Source organism: Escherichia albertii NBRC 107761 = DSM 17582, assembly GCF_000759775.1.
In the GTDB taxonomy this organism is placed as follows: domain Bacteria; phylum Pseudomonadota; class Gammaproteobacteria; order Enterobacterales; family Enterobacteriaceae; genus Escherichia; species Escherichia albertii.
Genome location: NZ_BBMY01000094.1, coordinates 1 through 20,279, shown reverse-complemented (window position 1 = coordinate 20,279; position 20,279 = coordinate 1). Strand labels below are relative to the sequence as shown.

The 20,279-nt window shown below is 49.4% G+C and carries 18 protein-coding genes, 1 pseudogene and 1 other annotated feature; of the genes and pseudogenes, 4 read left to right on the top strand and 15 right to left on the bottom strand.

What is annotated here, in order from left to right:
- Positions 1-4: 4 nt before the first annotated feature.
- A pseudogene (fadK, locus tag EA14781_RS15790) lies at positions 5-1,315 on the top strand (medium-chain fatty-acid--CoA ligase); the annotation flags it as partial.
- A gap of 53 nt (positions 1,316-1,368) precedes the next feature.
- Here fadK and ppsA read toward each other — a convergent pair.
- Positions 1,369-3,747, bottom strand: a complete 2,379-nt coding sequence (ppsA, locus tag EA14781_RS15785; RefSeq protein WP_000069398.1) for a phosphoenolpyruvate synthase — start codon at positions 3,745-3,747, stop codon at positions 1,369-1,371.
- 332 nt (positions 3,748-4,079) lie between these two features.
- Between ppsA and ppsR the strand changes: the two genes are divergently transcribed.
- Together ppsR and aroH are read left to right on the top strand one after the other, a co-directional pair.
- Complete coding sequence (ppsR, locus tag EA14781_RS15775) at positions 4,080-4,913, top strand: posphoenolpyruvate synthetase regulatory kinase/phosphorylase PpsR (protein WP_000368058.1); 834 nt, start codon at positions 4,080-4,082, stop codon at positions 4,911-4,913.
- Positions 4,914-5,069: 156 nt separating this feature from the next.
- On the top strand, positions 5,070-6,116 hold the full coding sequence (gene aroH / locus EA14781_RS15770; protein WP_001082208.1) for a 3-deoxy-7-phosphoheptulonate synthase AroH: 1,047 nt from the start codon (positions 5,070-5,072) through the stop codon (positions 6,114-6,116).
- Between the two features lie 41 nt (positions 6,117-6,157).
- On the opposite strand, the gene selO is transcribed toward aroH, so the two are convergent.
- The 14 genes from selO to thrS all read right to left on the bottom strand — a co-directional run bounded on the left by selO (position 6,158) and on the right by thrS (position 18,923).
- A complete protein-coding gene (selO, locus tag EA14781_RS15765; protein ID WP_000175582.1) occupies positions 6,158-7,594 on the bottom strand; it encodes a protein adenylyltransferase SelO in 1,437 nt (478 codons plus the stop codon).
- Positions 7,595-7,656: 62 nt separating this feature from the next.
- Positions 7,657-8,370: an EAL domain-containing protein gene (locus EA14781_RS15760; protein ID WP_002462244.1), complete on the bottom strand. Its 714-nt coding sequence runs from the start codon at positions 8,368-8,370 to the stop codon at positions 7,657-7,659.
- 244 nt (positions 8,371-8,614) lie between these two features.
- Positions 8,615-9,079 (bottom strand): C40 family peptidase, encoded by a 465-nt coding sequence (locus EA14781_RS15755; RefSeq protein ID WP_001209772.1) that lies wholly within the window; start codon positions 9,077-9,079, stop codon positions 8,615-8,617.
- Between the two features lie 82 nt (positions 9,080-9,161).
- Entirely contained in the window at positions 9,162-9,911 is a 750-nt protein-coding gene (btuD, locus tag EA14781_RS15750) for a vitamin B12 ABC transporter ATP-binding protein BtuD (protein ID WP_000029449.1), read from the bottom strand.
- Positions 9,911-10,462, bottom strand: coding sequence for a bifunctional thioredoxin/glutathione peroxidase (gene btuE / locus EA14781_RS15745; protein ID WP_001154203.1), 552 nt, complete (start codon positions 10,460-10,462; stop codon positions 9,911-9,913). The genes btuD and btuE overlap by 1 nt, the downstream gene beginning before the upstream one ends.
- A gap of 62 nt (positions 10,463-10,524) precedes the next feature.
- Positions 10,525-11,505 carry a vitamin B12 ABC transporter permease BtuC gene (gene btuC, locus EA14781_RS15740; RefSeq protein ID WP_000954973.1) on the bottom strand — a complete coding sequence of 327 codons (981 nt, stop codon included), beginning with the start codon at positions 11,503-11,505 and terminating at the stop codon, positions 10,525-10,527.
- Positions 11,506-11,605: 100 nt separating this feature from the next.
- Positions 11,606-11,905: an integration host factor subunit alpha gene (gene ihfA, locus EA14781_RS15735; protein WP_001229265.1), complete on the bottom strand. Its 300-nt coding sequence runs from the start codon at positions 11,903-11,905 to the stop codon at positions 11,606-11,608.
- Between the two features lie 4 nt (positions 11,906-11,909).
- Complete coding sequence (gene pheT, locus EA14781_RS15730) at positions 11,910-14,297, bottom strand: phenylalanine--tRNA ligase subunit beta (protein ID WP_000672386.1); 2,388 nt, start codon at positions 14,295-14,297, stop codon at positions 11,910-11,912.
- Between the two features lie 14 nt (positions 14,298-14,311).
- Complete coding sequence (gene pheS / locus EA14781_RS15725; protein WP_000018592.1) at positions 14,312-15,295, bottom strand: phenylalanine--tRNA ligase subunit alpha; 984 nt, start codon at positions 15,293-15,295, stop codon at positions 14,312-14,314.
- Between the two features lie 209 nt (positions 15,296-15,504).
- Positions 15,505-15,629: a sequence feature (Phe leader region), on the bottom strand.
- Positions 15,579-15,623, bottom strand: coding sequence for a pheST operon leader peptide PheM (pheM, locus tag EA14781_RS25275; RefSeq protein ID WP_001386830.1), 45 nt, complete (start codon positions 15,621-15,623; stop codon positions 15,579-15,581). Its footprint overlaps the feature before it by 45 nt.
- A gap of 116 nt (positions 15,630-15,745) precedes the next feature.
- Positions 15,746-16,102 carry a 50S ribosomal protein L20 gene (rplT, locus tag EA14781_RS15715; RefSeq protein ID WP_000124856.1) on the bottom strand — a complete coding sequence of 119 codons (357 nt, stop codon included), beginning with the start codon at positions 16,100-16,102 and terminating at the stop codon, positions 15,746-15,748.
- Between the two features lie 52 nt (positions 16,103-16,154).
- Entirely contained in the window at positions 16,155-16,352 is a 198-nt protein-coding gene (rpmI, locus tag EA14781_RS15710; protein ID WP_001124225.1) for a 50S ribosomal protein L35, read from the bottom strand.
- A 96-nt stretch (positions 16,353-16,448) separates the two neighbouring features.
- A complete protein-coding gene (gene infC, locus EA14781_RS15705) occupies positions 16,449-16,991 on the bottom strand; it encodes a translation initiation factor IF-3 (protein ID WP_032274990.1) in 543 nt (180 codons plus the stop codon).
- 3 nt (positions 16,992-16,994) lie between these two features.
- Positions 16,995-18,923, bottom strand: a complete 1,929-nt coding sequence (gene thrS, locus EA14781_RS15700) for a threonine--tRNA ligase (RefSeq protein WP_001144207.1) — start codon at positions 18,921-18,923, stop codon at positions 16,995-16,997.
- A gap of 930 nt (positions 18,924-19,853) precedes the next feature.
- On the opposite strand from thrS, the gene EA14781_RS15695 reads away from it, so the two are divergent.
- The coding region (locus EA14781_RS15695; protein ID WP_001121605.1) for a T3SS effector NleG family protein at positions 19,854-20,279 on the top strand (426 nt) is incomplete at its 3' end.

Here is a 20,279-nt window from a genome sequence, read left to right as displayed (position 1 = left end):
GTGACAACTGATCTGGGTGCTCAATAAGTGCCAGGCGAAAATGTTCTTTGCGCCAACGTTATTTAAACAAACACGTCCGGTAGATTTAATCCTGCCGCTGCAAAATCAGCTACCACAACTGCAACAAATTGTCGCTGTAGACAAACTGGCTCCCGCCACCTCTTCTATCTCGTTAAGTCAGATTATTACCGACAACGCTCCGCTGAGTACGACAATATCAAGCCACGGAGATGAATTAGCGGCAGTACTATTTACCTCCGGGACAGAAGGTATGCCAAAGGGCGTAATGCTGACGCATAACAATATCCTGGCCAGCGAGCGAGCTTATTGTGCACGACTAAATCTGACCTGGCTGGATGTTTTTATGATGCCCGCGCCACTCGGCCACGCGACAGGTTTTCTGCATGGCGTAACGGCGCCATTTTTACTTGGCGCACAGAGCCTGTTGTTAGATATCTTCACGCCTGAAGTCTGTCTCTCGCTACTTGAGCAACAGCGTTGTACCTGTATGCTTGGCGCAACGCCGTTCGTGTATGATCTACTGAATTTGCTGGAAAAACAGCCCACAGACCTTTCTGCTCTACGCTTCTTCCTTTGCGGCGGGACCACGATCCCCCAAAAAGTGATGCGTGAATGCCAACAACGCGGCATCAAACTGTTAAGCGTTTATGGCTCAACAGAAAGTTCGCCACATGCGGTAGTGAATCTCGATGATCCGTTGTCACGCTTTATGCATACCGATGGTTACGCGGCTGCTGGCGTGGAGATCAAAGTGGTCGACGATGAGCGTAAGACCTTACCGCCAGGTTGTGAAGGCGAAGAGGCTTCGCGCGGCCCGAATGTGTTTATGGGCTATCTTGATGAACCAGAATTAACTGCCCGTACGCTGGATAACGATGGCTGGTATTACAGTGGCGATCTCTGCCGCATGGATGAGGCGGGCTATATCAAAATAACCGGGCGCAAAAAAGATATTATTGTTCGCGGCGGAGAAAATATTAGCAGTCGTGAAGTAGAAGATATTTTATTGCAGCACCCTAAAATTCATGATGCCTGTGTGGTTGCAATGCCCGATGAACGGTTAGGCGAGCGATCGTGTGCCTACATCGTGCTGAAATCGCCACATCATTCATTATCGCTGGAAGATGTAGTGGCTTTTTTTAGCCGTAAACGGGTAGCAAAATATAAATATCCTGAACATATTGTGGTAATCGAAAAACTGCCGCGCACAGCATCCGGTAAAATACAAAAATTTCTGTTAAGGAAAGATATTATTCGCCGATTAACTCAGGATTATTGTGAGTCTACTGAATAAGCCGCTATAAAAATAGCGTAACCCCGGCGACTGAGCGCCGCCGGGGTTTTATTTTACTTCTTCAATTCAGCCAGACTCAGCCAGGTTTGTACCACGGTATCCGGGTTCAGAGACAAGCTATCGATTCCCTCTTCCATCAGCCAGGCGGCAAAGTCTTCATGGTCAGACGGTCCCTGACCACAAATACCGACATATTTACCCTGTTTCTTAGCGGTGCGGATCGCCATTGATAGCAGTGCTTTCACGGCATCGTTACGCTCATCGAACAGTTCAGACACCACGCCAGAGTCACGATCCAGACCGAGCGTCAACTGCGTCATGTCGTTAGAGCCGATTGAGAAACCGTCGAAGTATTCGAGGAACTGTTCAGCCAGTAAAGCGTTGGACGGGATCTCACACATCATGATGATTTTCAGTCCATTTTCACCACGTTTCAAGCCCTGACGCGCCAGCTCTTCAACCACAGCTTTCGCCTGGTCAACAGTACGCACGAACGGGATCATGATTTCAACGTTGGTCAGCCCCATGTCGTTGCGCACGCGTTTCACTGCTTCACACTCCAGCGCGAAGCAATCGCGGAAGCTGTCAGAAACGTAACGCCCGGCGCCACGGAAACCCAGCATCGGGTTTTCTTCATCCGGTTCGTAACGCTCGCCGCCGACGAGGTTGGCGTATTCATTAGATTTAAAGTCAGAGAGACGAACAATGACGCTCTTCGGATAAAACGCCGCCCCCAGCGTCGCGATCCCTTCCGTCAGACGGCCTACATAAAACTCACGCGGAGAATCGAAACCTTTCATCATCTGGCGAATTTCGTTTTGCAACTGCGGTTCCTGATCGTCGAACTCAAGTAATGCACGCGGGTGGACGCCAATCATGCGGTTGATGATAAATTCCAGACGTGCCAGCCCCACGCCTTCGTTCGGCAGGCAGGCGAAGTCGAAAGCACGGTCCGGGTTACCAACGTTCATCATCACTTTCAGCGGCAGATCCGGCATGGTTTCCACGCTGGAGCTTTTCACGCTGAACTCCAGCAACTCAGCATAAACATAGCCGGTATCACCTTCGGCACAAGAAACGGTGACGTTCTCACCGTCTTTCATCCGTTCGGTCGCATCACCACAGCCAACCACCGCCGGAATACCCAGTTCACGCGCGATGATCGCCGCATGACAGGTACGACCGCCACGATTGGTGACAATGGCAGATGCTTTCTTCATGATCGGTTCCCAGTCCGGGTCGGTCATGTCAGTAACCAGCACGTCGCCTGGTTCGATGCGGTTCATTTCGCTGATGTCATGGATGACTTTCACCGGACCCGCGCCAATGCGATGACCGATAGCGCGACCTTCAGCGATAATCTTACCCTGTGAATGCAGGGTATAACGTTCCATAACCTGGCCGCGTGAACGCACGGTTTCCGGGCGCGCCTGAACAATAAACAGTTTGCCGGTATGACCATCTTTCGCCCACTCAATATCCATCGGACGACCGTAGTGTTTCTCAATTTGTACGGCCTGTTTTGCCAGCTCCTGCACTTCATCGTTGGTCAGTGAGAAGATATCGCGCTGTTCCTGCGGCACGTCTTCGATTTTAACCTGCTTGCCATGTTCCTGGGTCGGCGCATATACCATACGGATTTTTTTCGACCCCATGGTGCGACGCACGATAGCCGGGCGATTCGCCGCCAGCGTCGGTTTATGGACGTAGAATTCATCCGGGTTAACAGCCCCCTGCACCACCATTTCACCAAGCCCCCATGCGGAAGTGATAAACACCACCTGGTCGAAGCCGGATTCGGTATCAATGGAGAACATCACGCCAGAAGACGCAAGATCGGAACGTACCATCCACTGAACACCCGCAGAGAGCGCCACGCCGCGATGGTCGTAACCCTGGTGAACGCGATAAGAGATGGCGCGATCGTTAAACAGCGAAGCAAAGACGTGTTTCACCGCCACGAGAACAGCATCAAAACCCTGCACGTTGAGGAAGGTTTCCTGCTGACCGGCAAAGGAAGCGTCCGGCATGTCTTCCGCAGTGGCAGAGGACCGCACCGCAAAAGAGGCGTTTTCGTCATCAGCGGAAAGTTGTGCATAGGCTTCGCGGATGGCATTTTCCAGCTCAGGCTGGAAGGGAGTGTCGATAATCCACTGGCGGATTTGCGCCCCCGCTTTCGCAAGCTGGGTTACATCGTCAATATCCGTTTTATCCAGCAGTTCATAAATGCGCTGGTTTACGCCGCTTTGATCCAGAAACTGGTTGAATGCATCGGCGGTTGTGGCAAAACCATTCGGAACGGAAACGCCCATCCCGGAAAGGTTAGTAATCATTTCACCCAGGGAGGCATTTTTGCCTCCAACCCTGTCTACATCATTCATGCCGAGTTGGTTATACCAAAGCACCAGCGGTGACGAGCCATTGTTGGACATCGAACAATCCTTTTGTGATAAATGAACGGTTTGAGAAACACATTTCTGCGCATTTATCCTGGCATATTTAATCCGCTGAAAAAAACGGTGAATCGTTCAAGCAAATATAATTTTTTTATCTTTTAAGCGTGCTCATGGCGTTGCGCAAAAACATGCTCTTCGATGATTCCCACATAAACCATCGGTATAAATGGAGTGAAAAAATGAAATGCAGTTTTCATAAAAAATAAAATTACAGGTTCATTTTATAAAATAAGCATCTCCATATACGCTTCTTCACATTTTTAATTTATGCTTTCATAGAATTATGTCTGCATCACGGGAAGAACAAAATGGATAATGCTGTTGATCGCCACGTATTTTATATTTCTGATGGTACGGCAATTACTGCGGAGGTTTTGGGTCATGCAGTGATGTCGCAATTTCCCGTCACTATCAGCAGCATTACGCTGCCGTTTGTCGAAAATGAAAGCCGTGCTCGAGCGGTAAAAGATCAGATCGACGCCATTTACCAGCAGACGGGCGTACGTCCGCTGGTCTTCTACTCTATTGTTCTGCCGGAAATTCGCGCCATCATTTTGCAAAGCGAAGGCTTTTGCCAGGATATTGTTCAGGCGCTGGTTGCACCATTACAACAAGAGATGAAACTGGACCCGACGCCTGTCGCCCACCGTACCCACGGTCTGAATCCCAATAACCTCAATAAATATGATGCGCGCATAGCGGCAATTGATTATACCCTCGCCCATGATGATGGAATTTCGTTGCGCAACCTCGATCAGGCTCAGGTGATCCTGCTCGGTGTTTCCCGCTGTGGAAAAACGCCTACCAGTTTGTATCTGGCGATGCAGTTTGGCATCCGGGCGGCAAACTACCCCTTTATTGCCGACGATATGGACAATCTGGTCCTGCCTGCGTCACTCAAACCGCTGCAACATAAACTGTTCGGCCTGACTATCGACCCAGAGCGGCTGGCGGCCATTCGTGAGGAACGCAGGGAGAACAGCCGCTATGCCTCGCTGCGCCAGTGCAGAATGGAAGTAGCTGAAGTAGAAGCGCTGTACCGCAAAAATCAAATCCCGTGGATCAACAGTACCAATTATTCGGTAGAAGAGATTGCTACCAAGATCCTCGATATTATGGGGCTGAATCGAAGAATGTACTAGATAACTAGTATAAGGGTTCGTCTTTTTGTTATTATGCCGCCAATTGCGCAAGGCGTTGCCTGCCCCGCTCTTGAAATCAGCAGGGATTGGTTTATCGTGATGCGCATCACTTCCTGGCAACCCTGCCATTGAAGCAACAAATTTCTGAGAGTTGTAATGAACAGAACTGACGAACTCCGTACTGCGCGTATCGAGAGTCTGGTAACGCCCGCCGAACTCGCGCTACGGTATCCCGTAACGCCTGGCGTTGCCAGGCATGTCATCGATTCCCGACGCAGAATTGAAAAAATACTGAATGGTGAAGATAAGCGACTGTTGGTCATTATTGGCCCCTGCTCGATCCACGATCTAACCGCCGCAATGGAGTACGCCAGCCGTCTGCAGACGCTGCGAAACCAGTATCAGTCACGACTGGAAATCGTCATGCGTACCTATTTTGAAAAACCACGTACCGTTGTCGGCTGGAAAGGTTTAATTTCCGACCCGGATTTAAACGGCAGCTATCGCGTAAATCACGGTCTGGAACTGGCGCGTAAGTTACTGTTGCAGGTGAATGAGCTGGGCGTGCCCACCGCGACTGAGTTTCTCGATATGGTGACCGGTCAGTTTATTGCCGATCTAATTAGTTGGGGAGCGATTGGCGCGCGTACAACCGAAAGCCAGATCCACCGTGAGATGGCTTCGGCGCTCTCCTGCCCGGTAGGTTTTAAAAATGGTACCGACGGCAACACACGGATTGCCGTGGATGCTATCCGCGCTGCCCGCGCCAGCCATATGTTCCTTTCGCCGGATAAAAACGGCCAGATGACCATCTACCAGACCAGCGGCAACCCGTATGGTCACATTATTATGCGTGGCGGCAAAAAACCAAACTACCACGCCGATGATATCGCCGCTGCCTGTGATACGTTGCATGAATTTGATTTACCTGAACATCTGGTAGTGGATTTCAGCCACGGCAACTGCCAGAAGCAGCATCGTCGTCAGTTAGAAGTCTGTGAAGATGTTTGCCAACAAATCCGCAATGGCTCCACGGCGATTGCCGGAATTATGGCGGAAAGTTTCCTGCGCGAAGGCACGCAAAAAATCGTCAGCGGAACCCCGCTCACCTATGGTCAGTCGATCACCGATCCGTGCTTAGGTTGGGAAGATACTGAAAGCCTGGTCGAAAAACTCGCCGCTGCGGTGGATACTCGTTTCTAGGTGATTGCCCATTCCCACAGGAATGGGCAACTCAGACAATGTTAACTCGAACAACTGACTTCCAGTTGTTTGCCCCAATCCGGTGGACGACAGACATAATCGTCATCACGATCGCTGAAAGGATTACGCAGCGCCTCATGCAGGCGGTGTAATTCCGTCATATCGCCCTGTTCAGCCGCCTCGATAGCCCGTTGCGCCAGCCAGTTGCGCAACACCAGCGCCGGATTAACGTTCAGCATACGTTGCCGTCGTTCACTATCGCCAACGTCATCCTGCTGTAAACGCGCCCGATAACGTGCAAACCAGTTATCAAACGCTGCGCGGTCAATAAACTCATCACGTAACGGTGAAGCCGCGCTGCGCTGTTCAGTCTGACTCAGCATACGAAACGTGCGGGTATAGTCGCTACGTTCGCGCGCCATCAAGCTGAATAATTCATTAAGCAGCGTATTGTCCTCTTTTTGTGCCGTCATGAACCCCAGCTTCTGGCGCATACGTTGCCCATAATGGCTTAACAAGACTTGTTGATAGCTGTCCAGCGCCTCATTCAACGCATCGACGGCAATAAACGGCGACAATGTCTGCGCCAGACGCTGTAAATTCCACAACGCTACGGCAGGTTGATTATCAAAGCTATAACGCCCCTGGTGATCAGAGTGATTACAAATAAAACCCGACTCATAATCATCAAGAAAACCAAACGGCCCGTAATCGAGCGTCAGCCCGAGAAGAGACATGTTGTCGGTATTCATTACCCCGTGAGCAAAGCCGACCGTCTGCCAGCGGGCAATTAACGAAGCCGTACGCGCGACAACATCTGTAAACCAGAGGCGATATTTATCCTCATCATTCAGAAGATGCGGCCAGTAATGGCGAATGGCGAAGTCAGTCCACTGGCGAACTTTTTCCGGCTCCCGGCGATAGTAAAAATGTTCAAAATGACCAAATCGTAAATGGCTTTGCGCCACGCGCATCAGCATCGCGCCTGATTCGACCGTCTCCCGGTAGACCGGCGTATCACTGGTAACAATGCTCAATGCGCGCGTCGTCGGAATGCCCAGGTGATGCATTGCCTCACTGGCAAGACTTTCGCGGATTGTCGATCGCAATACCGCCCGTCCATCTCCCATCCGTGAATACGGTGTTAGCCCCGCGCCTTTCAGATGCCAGTCCATTGTGCTGCCATCTGCAAGCTGCTGTTCGCCGAGTAAAATGCCGCGCCCGTCCCCCAGTTGTCCCGCCCAGATGCCAAACTGATGACCGCTGTACACCTGGGCCAACGGTGACATACCTGGCAGTAATGCTTCACCGCCCCAAACACCTGCGCCGTTTTCAAACAATGACGATGGGATATCCAGCGTGTTAGCCAGTTCAGCATTATGCCAAATCAGCCGGGCATTATTTAAAGGCGTAGGGGAAAGTGCGGTATAGGTTGCCGGCAATTCATCGCGCCAGCGGGTAATAAAAGACAGGGTCATAGATCCTCCTGTTTGACAGTGTAGACGGTTAATCTCGTCTTAAACACCAGCAAACAGGAGGGTTATCGCTGCACCAGTGTTGTTACCTGACTTACGGGAACGGCGGGCCACAGGCCCCCTTGAAAAGCGTGAAAATTAAACGGTGCTACCTGTGTCAACATCTCTGGTGTGTCAATGCCAGACACAATGATACTATTGCAGCAGGGTGAAATTTGCGCACAGAGTGCACGAATAAATGGGGCAAAGGATGAATGTGATATTTGCCGTTGAACAAAGTTCTTATCCAGCATAACGCGGCTAAAAAGCCCATCAAAGATCGCGTTCATCGTACTGTTGCCCGCGCCCAAATTGCCCAAAACAAGTGAATAAATTTGCGATAAGTGCAAAAGCTCGCAATTATCTTTTCCCGCATTAAGTTGTGGATAATTTTCAGTTATCAGCAATTCAATAAAAGGAAATTTTGATAATTCGCCTGTGTTATTATCACCGTTTAATAAGCGTTTTGTTACTTGTGGTGTTAAATTAATCCAGGCAAATATTTTGTGCTGAATAAAAAAGTGCTGGCATGATTCGAGTAATTTCAGTTGCTCGGTGAATAGCTGCCAATGCTGCTCTTCTGAGCATTGCGCCAGCACTCGCGTTGCAGGAATACGAACCTTGCTGTCTGAGCTGGAAAAATGGGTTATTATCTCTACTCCAACAAGATGTTGCTGACTATCTCTTATTGGCTGAAAATAGTAATCAGAATGATAAAGACTCTCCAGTAAAACCTTCATGGTAATCGCCTTTTTATAAGGATTTTTTTACTATCCTGCAAAAAAGGATATCGTCATAAATCATAACAAAGGCAGAATGGATAATTTTCATTTTTTCCTTGTTACCCCCTTTTTCAGGGCGTCCTTTTTCAGATTATCCTTATTATAAACCAATATTATGTTTTCGGTTTTTTATCTATAAAAATTTGCCTTATTCAGAAGAAAATGGGCTGCGATGTATCATCACGGCCCATTTCCAAAGGAACTATATTCGTCTTGCTTGCCAGAAGTTTTTCTGCCAGTAAACGTTATCGAGAGAGGAGCGCATCACCCCTTTGCTGGTTGATGCATGGATAAATTGGTTGTTAGTGTCGTAAATCCCCACATGCAACCCATTTTGACCAGAACCGGTCTTGAAAAAGACCAGGTCGCCGGGAAGCAGATCGTCTTTATCAATTTCAGTGCCAATAGATGCCTGTTGTTTTGTTTCTCGCGGGAGCTGTAAATCAAAACGATCTCGCATCGTCACAACAACAAACCCCGAACAGTCCACCCCGCTACGACTCATTCCGCCATAACGATAAGGTGTACCATGCCAGCTTTGTAGTTGATCGTTCAAACCGGCAATGACAGTAATTGAGTCAGAAAGCCTGGCGTTTGGCGGTGGTGCCTTATGATGGCTACACCCTGCCAGAAACAGTGCTGTGATTAAAATAAGGCAGAAACGCATTCCGTACGATTCCTCTGTTTGTTTTTTTATTCTTGCACTAATTTAGCGTCGAAATTACCTGATTTTCAAGATGCTATTGATGTCAGGTCGTCGGAATCAGCATTCTATGACCTTCAATGTCCAGACGACGGAAGTTCATCCCATAAGCCAGGGCCAGATTCGATGGCGTCAGTACCTCATCCCGACGCCCGCTGACTAGCAGTTTTCCTTGTTTAAGTAGCCAGGCCCGGTGCGCATGGCGCAGCGTATGATTCAGGTCGTGGCTGCTCATCACAATAGCGAGTCCTTGCTGACAAAGCGCGCTCAATATCTTATCTAATGCGTTTTGTTGGGCAACATCAAGGCTATTCATCGGCTCATCCAGCAACAGCAATTGTCCCGAGGGATTTGCTTGCGGCATGATTTGTAACACCACCGCCGCAAGGCGTACCCGTTGCCACTCGCCACCGGAGAGTTGATTAGTACTACGTCCCAGCTTGTCGCCGAGGGCCAACGCCTCCGCTACATCATTTAACAAATCGGTACGCGCTTTATCATGCTGATGCAATGACAGATAGTGCCATACCGGCATAGCAAACGGAGGAATTTGCTGTTGTGAAAGATAAGCGCGATGCAGCGCAAGTTTCGTTGCGGGCCAGGTATCCAGAGGCTGACCAGCAAATTGAATACGCCCCTTACCACTGGTCATTCCGGCCATTCGCGCCAGTAACGTGCTTTTGCCCGCGCCGTTCGGCCCCACAAGATGTAGGATCTCCCCTGCCCGAACCTCGCCAGAAAGCGGCCCCAGACGGGTTGATTCCGCCACATCCTGTAACTGCATCACAATAGACATTATTTCGCCAACGCCAGTTTAATGCTTTCTATTACGATGGGATCTTCTGGTGTCATATCCGGGGAAAAACGCTGAATGACCTTCCCGTCTCTCCCCACCAGAAATTTTTCAAAATTCCACAAAATATCACCAGGATACAACGGCGCACGGCCTTTGCTAACCATTCTTGCATAGAACCCGCTCTCTTTCGGCGCAACGGCCGTCGGCGCAGCGGCAATCAGTTTTTGGTACAACGGATGCCGCCTTTCGCCATTGACTTCAATCTTACTGAACATCGGGAATGTCACTCCCCAGGTTGTGGTGCAATAAGTTTTTATCTCTTCATCGCTGCCAGGTTCTTGTTCAAGAAACTGGTTGCATGGAAATCCCAACACGACAAACCCGCGATCACTCCAGGTTTTCTGGATATTCTCTAACTGTTCATATTGCGGCGTCAGACCACACTTCGAAGCAACATTGACGATCAGCAACACATTACCAGCATATTTCTCCAGCGTGGTCGCTTCGCCGTCAATTGTCTTCACTACGGTTGTCAGAATTGAATCTTGCATCATGTCTCCTGGATGAGAACAATAAAAATCTTAGTTTTTAATCATAGCCCGTCTTTTGGCGGCTAACGTCCCGCTTTTAGCAACAACCAGATAAACACCGGCGCTCCCAACGTTGCGGTAACTACGCCAATAGGTAGCTCTGCAGAAGCCAGCACCAGACGAGCGGCAATATCAGCCAGCAGCAACGCTGTAGCCCCAGCCAGTGCACAACCAGGAAGTAATACGCGATGATCGGTTAACCCGCATAAGCGCAGAATATGGGGGATAACCAAACCAATAAATCCAATAGCGCCCGCCAGCGCCACGCTAACACCCACCATCCAGCCCGTTGCAGCCACCAACACACTGCGCCAGAACCACAGAGGCAAGCCGAGTTGTCGTGCTGAAATCTCGCCAAGCGATAACATATTCATTGGTCTGGATTGACAACAGATCCACAACAGTACAGGAACAAGCCCTACCATCAACCAACTTTGCCGCCAGTCAACGCCGCCAAAGCCGCCCATCATCCAGTACATCAACTGACGTAAGTCAACAGACGTGGAAAAGTAGATAGCCCAGGTCATTAATGCGCTACAGATAATCCCTAACGCAACGCCTGCCAACAGTAACCGACTGGTCGAAAGATGCCTGCGGGCGAAACGCAGAAGAATCAGGGTAATGAGGAGTGCGCCGGCAATAGCGCAAAGTCCCAGTGCCCAGTTAGGTAATTGTCCTTGTCCCAGCAATACGGCGGCAATAAGTCCAACACCTGCGCCATTAGAGACGCCGAGCAGCCCCGGCTCAGCCAGAGGGTTTTCAAACAGCGCCTGCATAACTGCGCCAGACAACGCCAGGGCCGCGCCGACCAGGAGTACCGCCAGCGTGCGGGGTAAACGAATTTGCCAGACGAAGAGCTCGCCGTGCGGAGTAAACCAGTCAGTGGGGGAAATCCATTGTTCACCTGCACAAAGGCTCAGGAGAAGTGTCAGCAGCATCAGAACTGACAGGCTAAATAACCAGCGTACGTTTTGTCGCTGTTGTTGGCGGGCGAAAGTCAGCATAGTATCCGTTCAGCTGCAAAGTCATTATGTTGATTTTACGGTGACTATCCTGGAGTGAAAAGAAAAAAGGCCGCGAAGCGGCCTTTTTAATTAGATCAGATTACTCGTCTTTAGGCGAGGCGTTTTCGACCCGGCTTTTTAATTTCTGCCCTGGTCTGAAAGTCACCACGCGTCGTGCTGTAATGGGAATATCTTCGCCCGTTTTCGGGTTACGTCCCGGGCGTTGATTCTTATCACGCAGATCAAAGTTACCAAAACCAGAGAGTTTTACCTGCTCGCCGTTTTCCAGAGCGCGACGGATCTCTTCGAAAAACAGTTCAACCAGTTCTTTGGCATCCCGCTTGCTAAGCCCAAGCTTATCAAACAGATATTCTGACATTTCAGCTTTTGTAAGCGCCATAGGTTCAATCCCTCAATGATGCCTGGAATCGCTCTTTTAATGCCTCTACACATTTGGCGACGGTAGCGGCAATCTCCTCTTCTTCGAGTGTACGGCTGGTATCTTGCAGGATCAGGCTTATGGCGAGGCTCTTATACCCCTCCGCAACACCCTTACCACGGTACACGTCAAATAAGTTTACGCCAACTACCTGATTTACGCCAACTTTCTTACATTCGGATAAAATATCCGCTGCGGGAACGTTTTCTGCGACCACCACCGCGATGTCACGACGGTTCGCCGGGAAGCGTGAAATCTCGCGCGCCTGAGGCACCACGCGGTCTGCGAGCTTGTTCCACTCCAGTTCAAAGACCAGAGTGCGACCGTTAAGATCCAGTTTACGTTCCAGTTCAGGGTGAACAACCCCAATAAAACCAATACGTTCACCTTTCAGATAAATCGCCGCAGATTGTCCCGGATGCAGTGCCGGGTTTGCTTCTACACGGAACTCAACATCGGCCAGTTTACCGGTCAGGTCGAGAACGGATTCAAGATCGCCTTTCAAATCATAGAAATCAACGGTCTCTTTTGCCAGGTTCCAGTGTTCTTCGTAACGGTTACCGCAAATCACACCGGCTAACATCAAATCCTGACGAATGCCCAACTGTGCCTGAGTGTCTGGAACGAAGCGCAGACCGCTTTCGAAAATGCGTACACGGTTTTGTTGGCGATTCTGGTTATACACCACAGTTGCCAGCAAACCAGTCCACAACGAAAGACGCATTGCCGACATTTCAACCGAGATCGGACTTGGCAGCAACAATGCTTCTACGCCCGGATGAATCATCTGCTGAACTTTCGGATCAACAAAACTATAGGTGATCACTTCCTGATAACCTTTGTCGTTAAGCAGGGTTTTCACGCGCTTGAGCGAAAGGTCAGCTTCGCGATGAGTGCCCATAATCAGGCTTGCCTGTACCGGCTCATCCGGGATGTTGTTGTAGCCGTAGACTCGCGCCACTTCTTCGACCAGATCTTCTTCAATCTCCATATCGAAACGCCAGCTCGGCGCAACAGCCTGCCACTCATCCTTGCCTTCAGTCACTTCACAGCCGAGACGACGCAGAATGTCAGTCACCTGTTCATCGGCAATATGATGGCCGATCAGACGATCCAGTTTGCTACGACGCAGAGTAATGGTCGCACGCTTCGGCAACATGGCTTCATTGGTGATATCGATAACCGGGCCCGCTTCACCGCCGCAGATGTCAATCAGCAGACGAGTCGCACGCTCCATTGCTTTGTGCTGCAACGCCGGATCAACACCACGCTCGTAACGATGAGACGCATCGGTATGCAGGCCATGACGACGAGCACGACCGGTGATAGACAGCGGACTGAAGAAAGCACATTCCAGCAGAACGTTTTGCGTTTCGTCATTTACGCCAGAGTGTTCGCCACCGAAGATACCGCCCATCGCCAGCGCCTTGTTGTGGTCGGCAATGACCAGAGTGTCAGCATTCAGCTTCGCTTCAGTACCGTCAAGCAGCACCAGCATTTCACCCTCTTTCGCCATTCGCACCACAATGCCGCCTTCAATGCGATCTTTGTCGAACGCGTGCATCGGCTGGCCCAGTTCGAGCAGCACATAGTTGGTTACGTCAACCACTGCATCGACAGAACGAATACCGCAGCGACGCAGTTTTTCTTTCATCCACAGAGGAGTTGGCGCTTTAACGTTAATGCCTTTTACCACACGACCAAGATAGCGTGGGCAGGCTTCCTGCGCTTCTACTGTAATTGGCAGCGTATCGTCGATGGTTGCGCCAACCGGAACAATTTCCGGTTCAACCAACGGCAATTGGTTCAGCACAGCAACGTCACGCGCAACACCAATGATGCCTAAGCAGTCAGCACGGTTTGGCGTTACGCTGATTTCGATGGTGTTGTCATCAAGTTTCAGGTATTCACGGATGTCAGTGCCGATCGGCGCATCCGCAGGCAATTCAATAATGCCGTTGTGATCATCAGAAATGCCCAGCTCGGAGAAAGAGCACAGCATCCCTTCAGATGGCTCACCACGCAATTTTGCCGCTTTAATTTTAAAATCGCCCGGCAGCACCGCACCAATGGTCGCTACCGCCACACGCAGGCCCTGACGGCAGTTTGACGCGCCGCAGACGATATCGAGCAGACGCTCGCCGCCAACGTTAACTTTCGTCACACGCAGTTTGTCAGCGTTCGGATGTTGCGCACACTCAACTACCTCACCAACAACCACACCGTGGAAGCTACCGGCAACCGGTTCTACACCATCAACTTCCAGACCTGCCATGGTAATTTGATTCGCCAGCGCATCGCTATCGATCGCCGGGTTCACCCACTCGCGTAACCACAGTTCACTGAATTTCATAATCTATTCCTGCCTTATTTAAACTGTTTGAGGAAACGCAGATCGTTTTCGAAGAATGAACGCAGGTCGGTGACGCCGTAACGCAACATGGTCAGACGCTCCATCCCCATCCCGAAGGCGAAACCAGAGTACACTTCTGGATCGATACCAACGTTACGCAACACGTTCGGATGCACCATCCCGCAGCCCAGCACTTCCAGCCATTTACCATTTTTACCCATGACGTCCACTTCTGCAGACGGTTCAGTGAATGGGAAGTAAGACGGACGGAAGCGAATCTGCAAGTCTTCTTCAAAGAAGTTACGCAGGAAGTCGTGCAGCGTGCCTTTCAGGTTGGTAAAGCTGATGTTGGTATCAACAATCAGACCTTCCATCTGATGGAACATCGGCGTGTGAGTCTGGTCGTAGTCGTTACGATAAACACGGCCAGGCGCAATAATACGAACCGGTGGCTGCTGGGCTTTCATAGTGCGGATCTGTACGCCAGAGGTCTGGGTACGCAGCAGGCGGGTAGCATCAAACCAGAAAGTGTCGTGGTCAGCACGCGCCGGATGGTGACCAGGAATATTCAGCGCATCGAAGTTATGATAATCATCTTCGATTTCCGGCCCGGTCGCCACTGTAAAGCCAAGCTCACCGAAGAAACTTTCGATACGGTCGATGGTACGGGTCACCGGATGCAGACCGCCGTTTTCAATGCGACGACCTGGCAGGGAGACATCAATGGTTTCCGCCGCCAGACGCGCATTTAGCGCCGCACTTTCCAGTTCGGCTTTACGTGCATTCAGCGCTTGCTGAACTTGTTCTTTCGCTTCGTTGATAACCGCACCAGCTGCCGGACGCTCTTCTGGCGGCAACTCACGCAGAGTCGTCATCTGAAGGGTTAAGTGCCCTTTTTTACCCAAATATTCGACGCGCACATTGTCTAACGCGGCAACATCTGACGCCTGGCTAATGGCCGCCTTCGCACTGGCAACCAGTTCTGCGAGATGTGACATGGTTTTCCTCATTGTGTCGGTGGTGACACTGGTTCGTTGGACTTAGAGCCCATCCCATCAGGCTATTTTACTTGCCATTTTGGTCCCGGGCAGTGCTTGAAAACCTCACGTACTTAAATACGCTCCAGTTTCTCCACGCTGGCCGTGTCCAGTCTGGTTACGACAATTACGCCAGATGAGACAGGCTTTTTATTTTTCAAAACACGCATACAAAAAAAGCCTCCACTGGGAGGCTTTCAGGCGCTGTTTTCCGTTTCTCTTCTCACGCGCTAGCCTCCTGAAGTCAGGTGCTAAAGTAAAAAAAGAAGCGGAAAATAGCAGCATTCATTGCTTGCGTTACCTTTTGGTACTTTTCAAAAGACCTTTATTGAAAAGGCTATGGCGATAAAAGTCAATGTTCTGATGGTGTTGAAACGAAAAGAGGGAGACAGGCTCCCTCTTTCAACTGGCTTATGCCAGAGCTGCTTTCGCTTTTTCAACCAGAGCGGTGAACGCTACTTTGTCAAATACAGCGATATCAGCCAGGATCTTACGGTCGATTTCAACAGAGGCTTTTTTCAGGCCATTGATGAATTTGCTGTAAGAAATGCCGTTCTGACGTGCTGCTGCGTTAATACGCGCAATCCACAGTTGACGGAACTGACGCTTACGTTGACGACGGTCACGATAAGCGTACTGACCAGCCTTGATAACAGCCTGGAAGGCAACACGATATACGCGAGAACGCGCACCGTAGTAACCTTTGGCTTGTTTCATGATTTTCTTGTGACGTGCGCGTGCAATTACACCACGTTTTACGCGAGCCATATGTGCTCTCCTGTATCTATATTCTAATTAAAAAGTTAAAAACGTTAACGGCTTATGCGTACGGCAGGCACGCGATTACCAGACCCAGATCGCCTTTGGAAACCATGGCTTTCGGACGCAGGTGACGTTTACGTTTGGTCGCTTTTTTGGTCAGAATGTGACGCAGGTTAGCGTGCTTGTGCTTAAAACCACCTTTACCGGTTTTTTTGAAGCGCTTAGCAGCACCGCGTACGGTCTTAATTTTTGGCATTTTAATAACTTCCACTTCGCATTGTTAATAAACGAAACAAAGGCGAACAAAACCTGTGAAGCCCAAAGGCTCCACAGACAGTGCTACTTGAAGGCCTTACTGTTTCTTCTTAGGAGCGAGCACCATAATCATCTGACGGCCTTCGATCTTCGTTGGGAAGGATTCGACCACTGCCAGTTCTTGCAAATCGTCTTTCACGCGGTTAAGCACTTCCATACCGATTTGCTGGTGGGCCATCTCACGACCACGGAAACGCAGTGTGATTTTGGCCTTATCGCCATCTTCCAGAAAACGAATCAGGCTGCGGAGTTTTACCTGATAGTCGCCTTCATCTGTACCAGGACGGAATTTAATTTCCTTAACCTGGATAACTTTTTGCTTTTTCTTCTGTTCCTTAGAAGACTTGCTTTTTTCATAGAGGAATTTGCCGTAATCCATGATACGGCAAACCGGCGGCTCGGCGTTAGGGCTGATCTCGACTAAGTCTACTCCGGCTTCTTCAGCTTTCTCCAGAGCTTCTCTCAGACTCACAATACCAAGCTGCTCGCCTTCCAGACCTGTTAAGCGAACTTCCTGGGCGCGAATTTCGCCATTAATACGGTTAGGGCGCGCCGTTTGAACTCGTTTTCCGCCTTTAATACCTTATTCCTCCAATTGTTTAAGACTGCGGCTGCGAATCTCTTGTTGCAGCTTCTCGATCACTTCATTGACGTCCATGCTTCCCAGGTCCTTACCACGGCGGGTGCGAACGGCAACTTTGCCTGATTCCACCTCTTTATCACCACAGACCAGCATATATGGGACACGACGCAAAGTGTGCTCGCGGATTTTAAAGCCAATCTTCTCATTTCTCAAGTCTGCTTTAACACGAATACCTGCATTTGATAGTTTTTGCGTCAATTCGTTAACGTATTCAGACTGAGAATCAGTAATGTTCATGATAACCACCTGAACCGGCGCAAGCCAGGTCGGGAAGAAACCAGCGAACTCTTCGGTCAGGATGCCGATGAAACGTTCCATCGACCCAAGAATTGCGCGGTGAATCATTACTGGCACCTTACGCTCGTTGTCTTCGCCTACATAGGAAGCGCTCAGACGAGACGGTAAGGAGAAGTCCAGCTGTACCGTACCGCACTGCCATGCACGATCGAGGCAGTCATACAGTGTAAATTCAATTTTCGGACCATAGAAAGCGCCTTCACCCAGTTGATACTCGAATGGGATGTTGTTTTCTTCCAGCGCAACTGCCAGGTCCGCCTCAGCACGATCCCACATTTCGTCGCTGCCAATTCGTTTTTCAGGACGAGTGGAAAGTTTGACCACGATCTTCTCGAAGCCAAAAGTGCTGTACATATCATAGACTAAACGGATGCATCCGTTAACTTCATCGCGAATTTGTTCTTCAGTACAGAAGATATGCGCGTCATCCTGGGTGAAACCACGTACGCGCATCAGGCCATGCAGAGAGCCTGACGGCTCATTACGATGGCAGCTACCAAACTCAGCCATACGCAGCGGCAGATCGCGATAAGACTTCAGCCCCTGGTTGAAAATTTGTACGTGCCCCGGGCAGTTCATCGGCTTAATGCAGTATTCACGGTTCTCTGAAGAGGTGGTGAACATCGCATCTTTATAGTTGTCCCAGTGACCGGTTTTTTCCCACAGGACGCGGTCCATCATGAACGGACCTTTAACTTCCTGATACTGGTACTCTTTCAGTTTAGAACGAACGAACACTTCCAGTTCACGGAAGATTGTCCAGCCGTCGTTGTGCCAAAACACCATACCCGGCGCTTCTTCCTGCATATGGTACAGATCAAGCTGTTTACCGATTTTACGGTGGTCGCGCTTAGCGGCTTCTTCCAGGCGTTGCAGGTAAGCGTTGAGAGCTTTTTTATCCGCCCACGCAGTCCCGTAAATACGCTGCAACATTTTATTGTTGCTGTCGCCGCGCCAGTAGGCCCCTGCCGTTTTCATCAGTTTGAAATGGTGGCAGAAACGCATGTTCGGTACATGCGGACCGCGGCACATATCGACATATTCTTCGTGGAAATAGAGGCCTGGCTGGTCATCATGGGCGATGTTTTCGTCCAGGATAGAAACTTTATAGCTCTCGCCGCGTTTAACAAAAGTTTCACGCGCTTCGTGCCAGCTGACTTTCTTCTTAATGACGTCGTAGTTTTTCTCAGCAAGCTCATGCATCCGCTTCTCGAGTGCTTCGACATCTTCCTGGGTTAACGTGCGGTCAAGATCAACGTCGTAGTAGAAACCGTTGTCAATAACCGGGCCGATTGCCATTTTGGTATGCGGCCAAAGTTGTTTAATCGCGTGCCCTAACAGGTGCGCGCAGGAGTGACGAATGATCTCCAGACCTTCTTCGTCTTTTGCGGTAATGATCGACAGTTGTGCATCGTTTTCAATCAGATCGCAAGCATCAACCAGTTCGCCATTTACACGCCCTGCAATACAGGCTTTTGCCAGACCTGGACCAATGTCCAGCGCAACATCCATGGGGCTTACAGCGTGGTCGTAATGGCGTTGACTGCCATCAGGAAGAGTTATAACGGGCATTTTATATCCTTATTTGCAGTGGTGACCCACACGAAAGATCACATACAAAGATAACATTTATTTGTTTTCAATAAGTTGAGTAACCATCTAGCCAACAATCGCTAAATTGGTACACAATCTGCTACACAAATGAAAAACCGACAGAGCAAGTCTCTCACCTGATAAAATCATGGTAACACTAAAAAAGTGGTGATTGCACCCTTCTGTTTGGCATTGACTAAAATTGTCGTTGATTCACACATCGCCTACATAGGTTGTTTTAGTTAATGTTGTTATAATGTTATGCCTTCCTTTGTGTGTCTCCGTTTTGACCACCCGCGAGTTGAAGTCTGCACAAAGGAAAGAAAAATGCGCCAAACATCAGACCACGCCATAAACCCGTTAAAGGAATAATTTACTCTACGTATCAGTAAGCATTACGAAATATGGAAATGTTCGCAAAAGCGAATAGCAATACTAAGCTTTCATTAGCATACACTTCCAATAATATATTTAATAGGATTAAATGCCATTCCAACATTAATATTTGGGTTATATTTCTGATGACGTAAAAAATATCTTTAAGAAAATACTTACCTATTCTCCGGCCTGAACCCAGCATATTGCCATTAATTTTTTGAACTGAGAAACAGACAGTCTTCTGTCTAACTGATCGTTTTATAACCTTACCTATCTCCCCCAGGAAGGATTTTTCCTGATGACAGTTGATAACGAGGGAATTAAAATATACATCTAAAATATTCCCGGCATAGTAATTATTTATCTGTATTTACAACATTGCATGTTTGTGTTTACTTTAGTCCCAAAGGCATGTAAAAATAACGCTCAATCAAAGACTGATACTGTATTGTTTGAACTGCATTACATGTTTAGTGAGTTGATTATTGTTGCCAGTATGGTTCAGCTAAATGGATTGTAGAGGAAAATAATATGCCTATAATATTAAACCTTTCGGAAAGGAGGCCATTGCCTGAAGTTGAGGTGGAGGCGTTACGTGGTGTCGCAAGAAGCAATCAGGCTGAGACGCTCATTGTGGGTAGTCGCCGTCTGACGGTCCGTCATGTTCCTTTGGTAAACAGTTTTAGCGTGGAAGCGCATCCTGGCTCTCTTTTTGAACGTCTTGGGGATGGAAGATATCGTCGCCTTGCAGAAGGCCTGGAGATACAGCTTAACGGGGGCAGCACTTTTCTGCAGACCGTCGCAACATATATGGCACAGGCCCGTTCTGCTCCGTCTGTGCCGGTAAGGAGCGAAAACACAGTACAGGGCAGAATTAACTCTTATGCATTCCCCGTTAATCCAGGGGACTTTCCCTGCGGTGAACAGTACCTGAGTTGCCCGATAACACTATGTAGG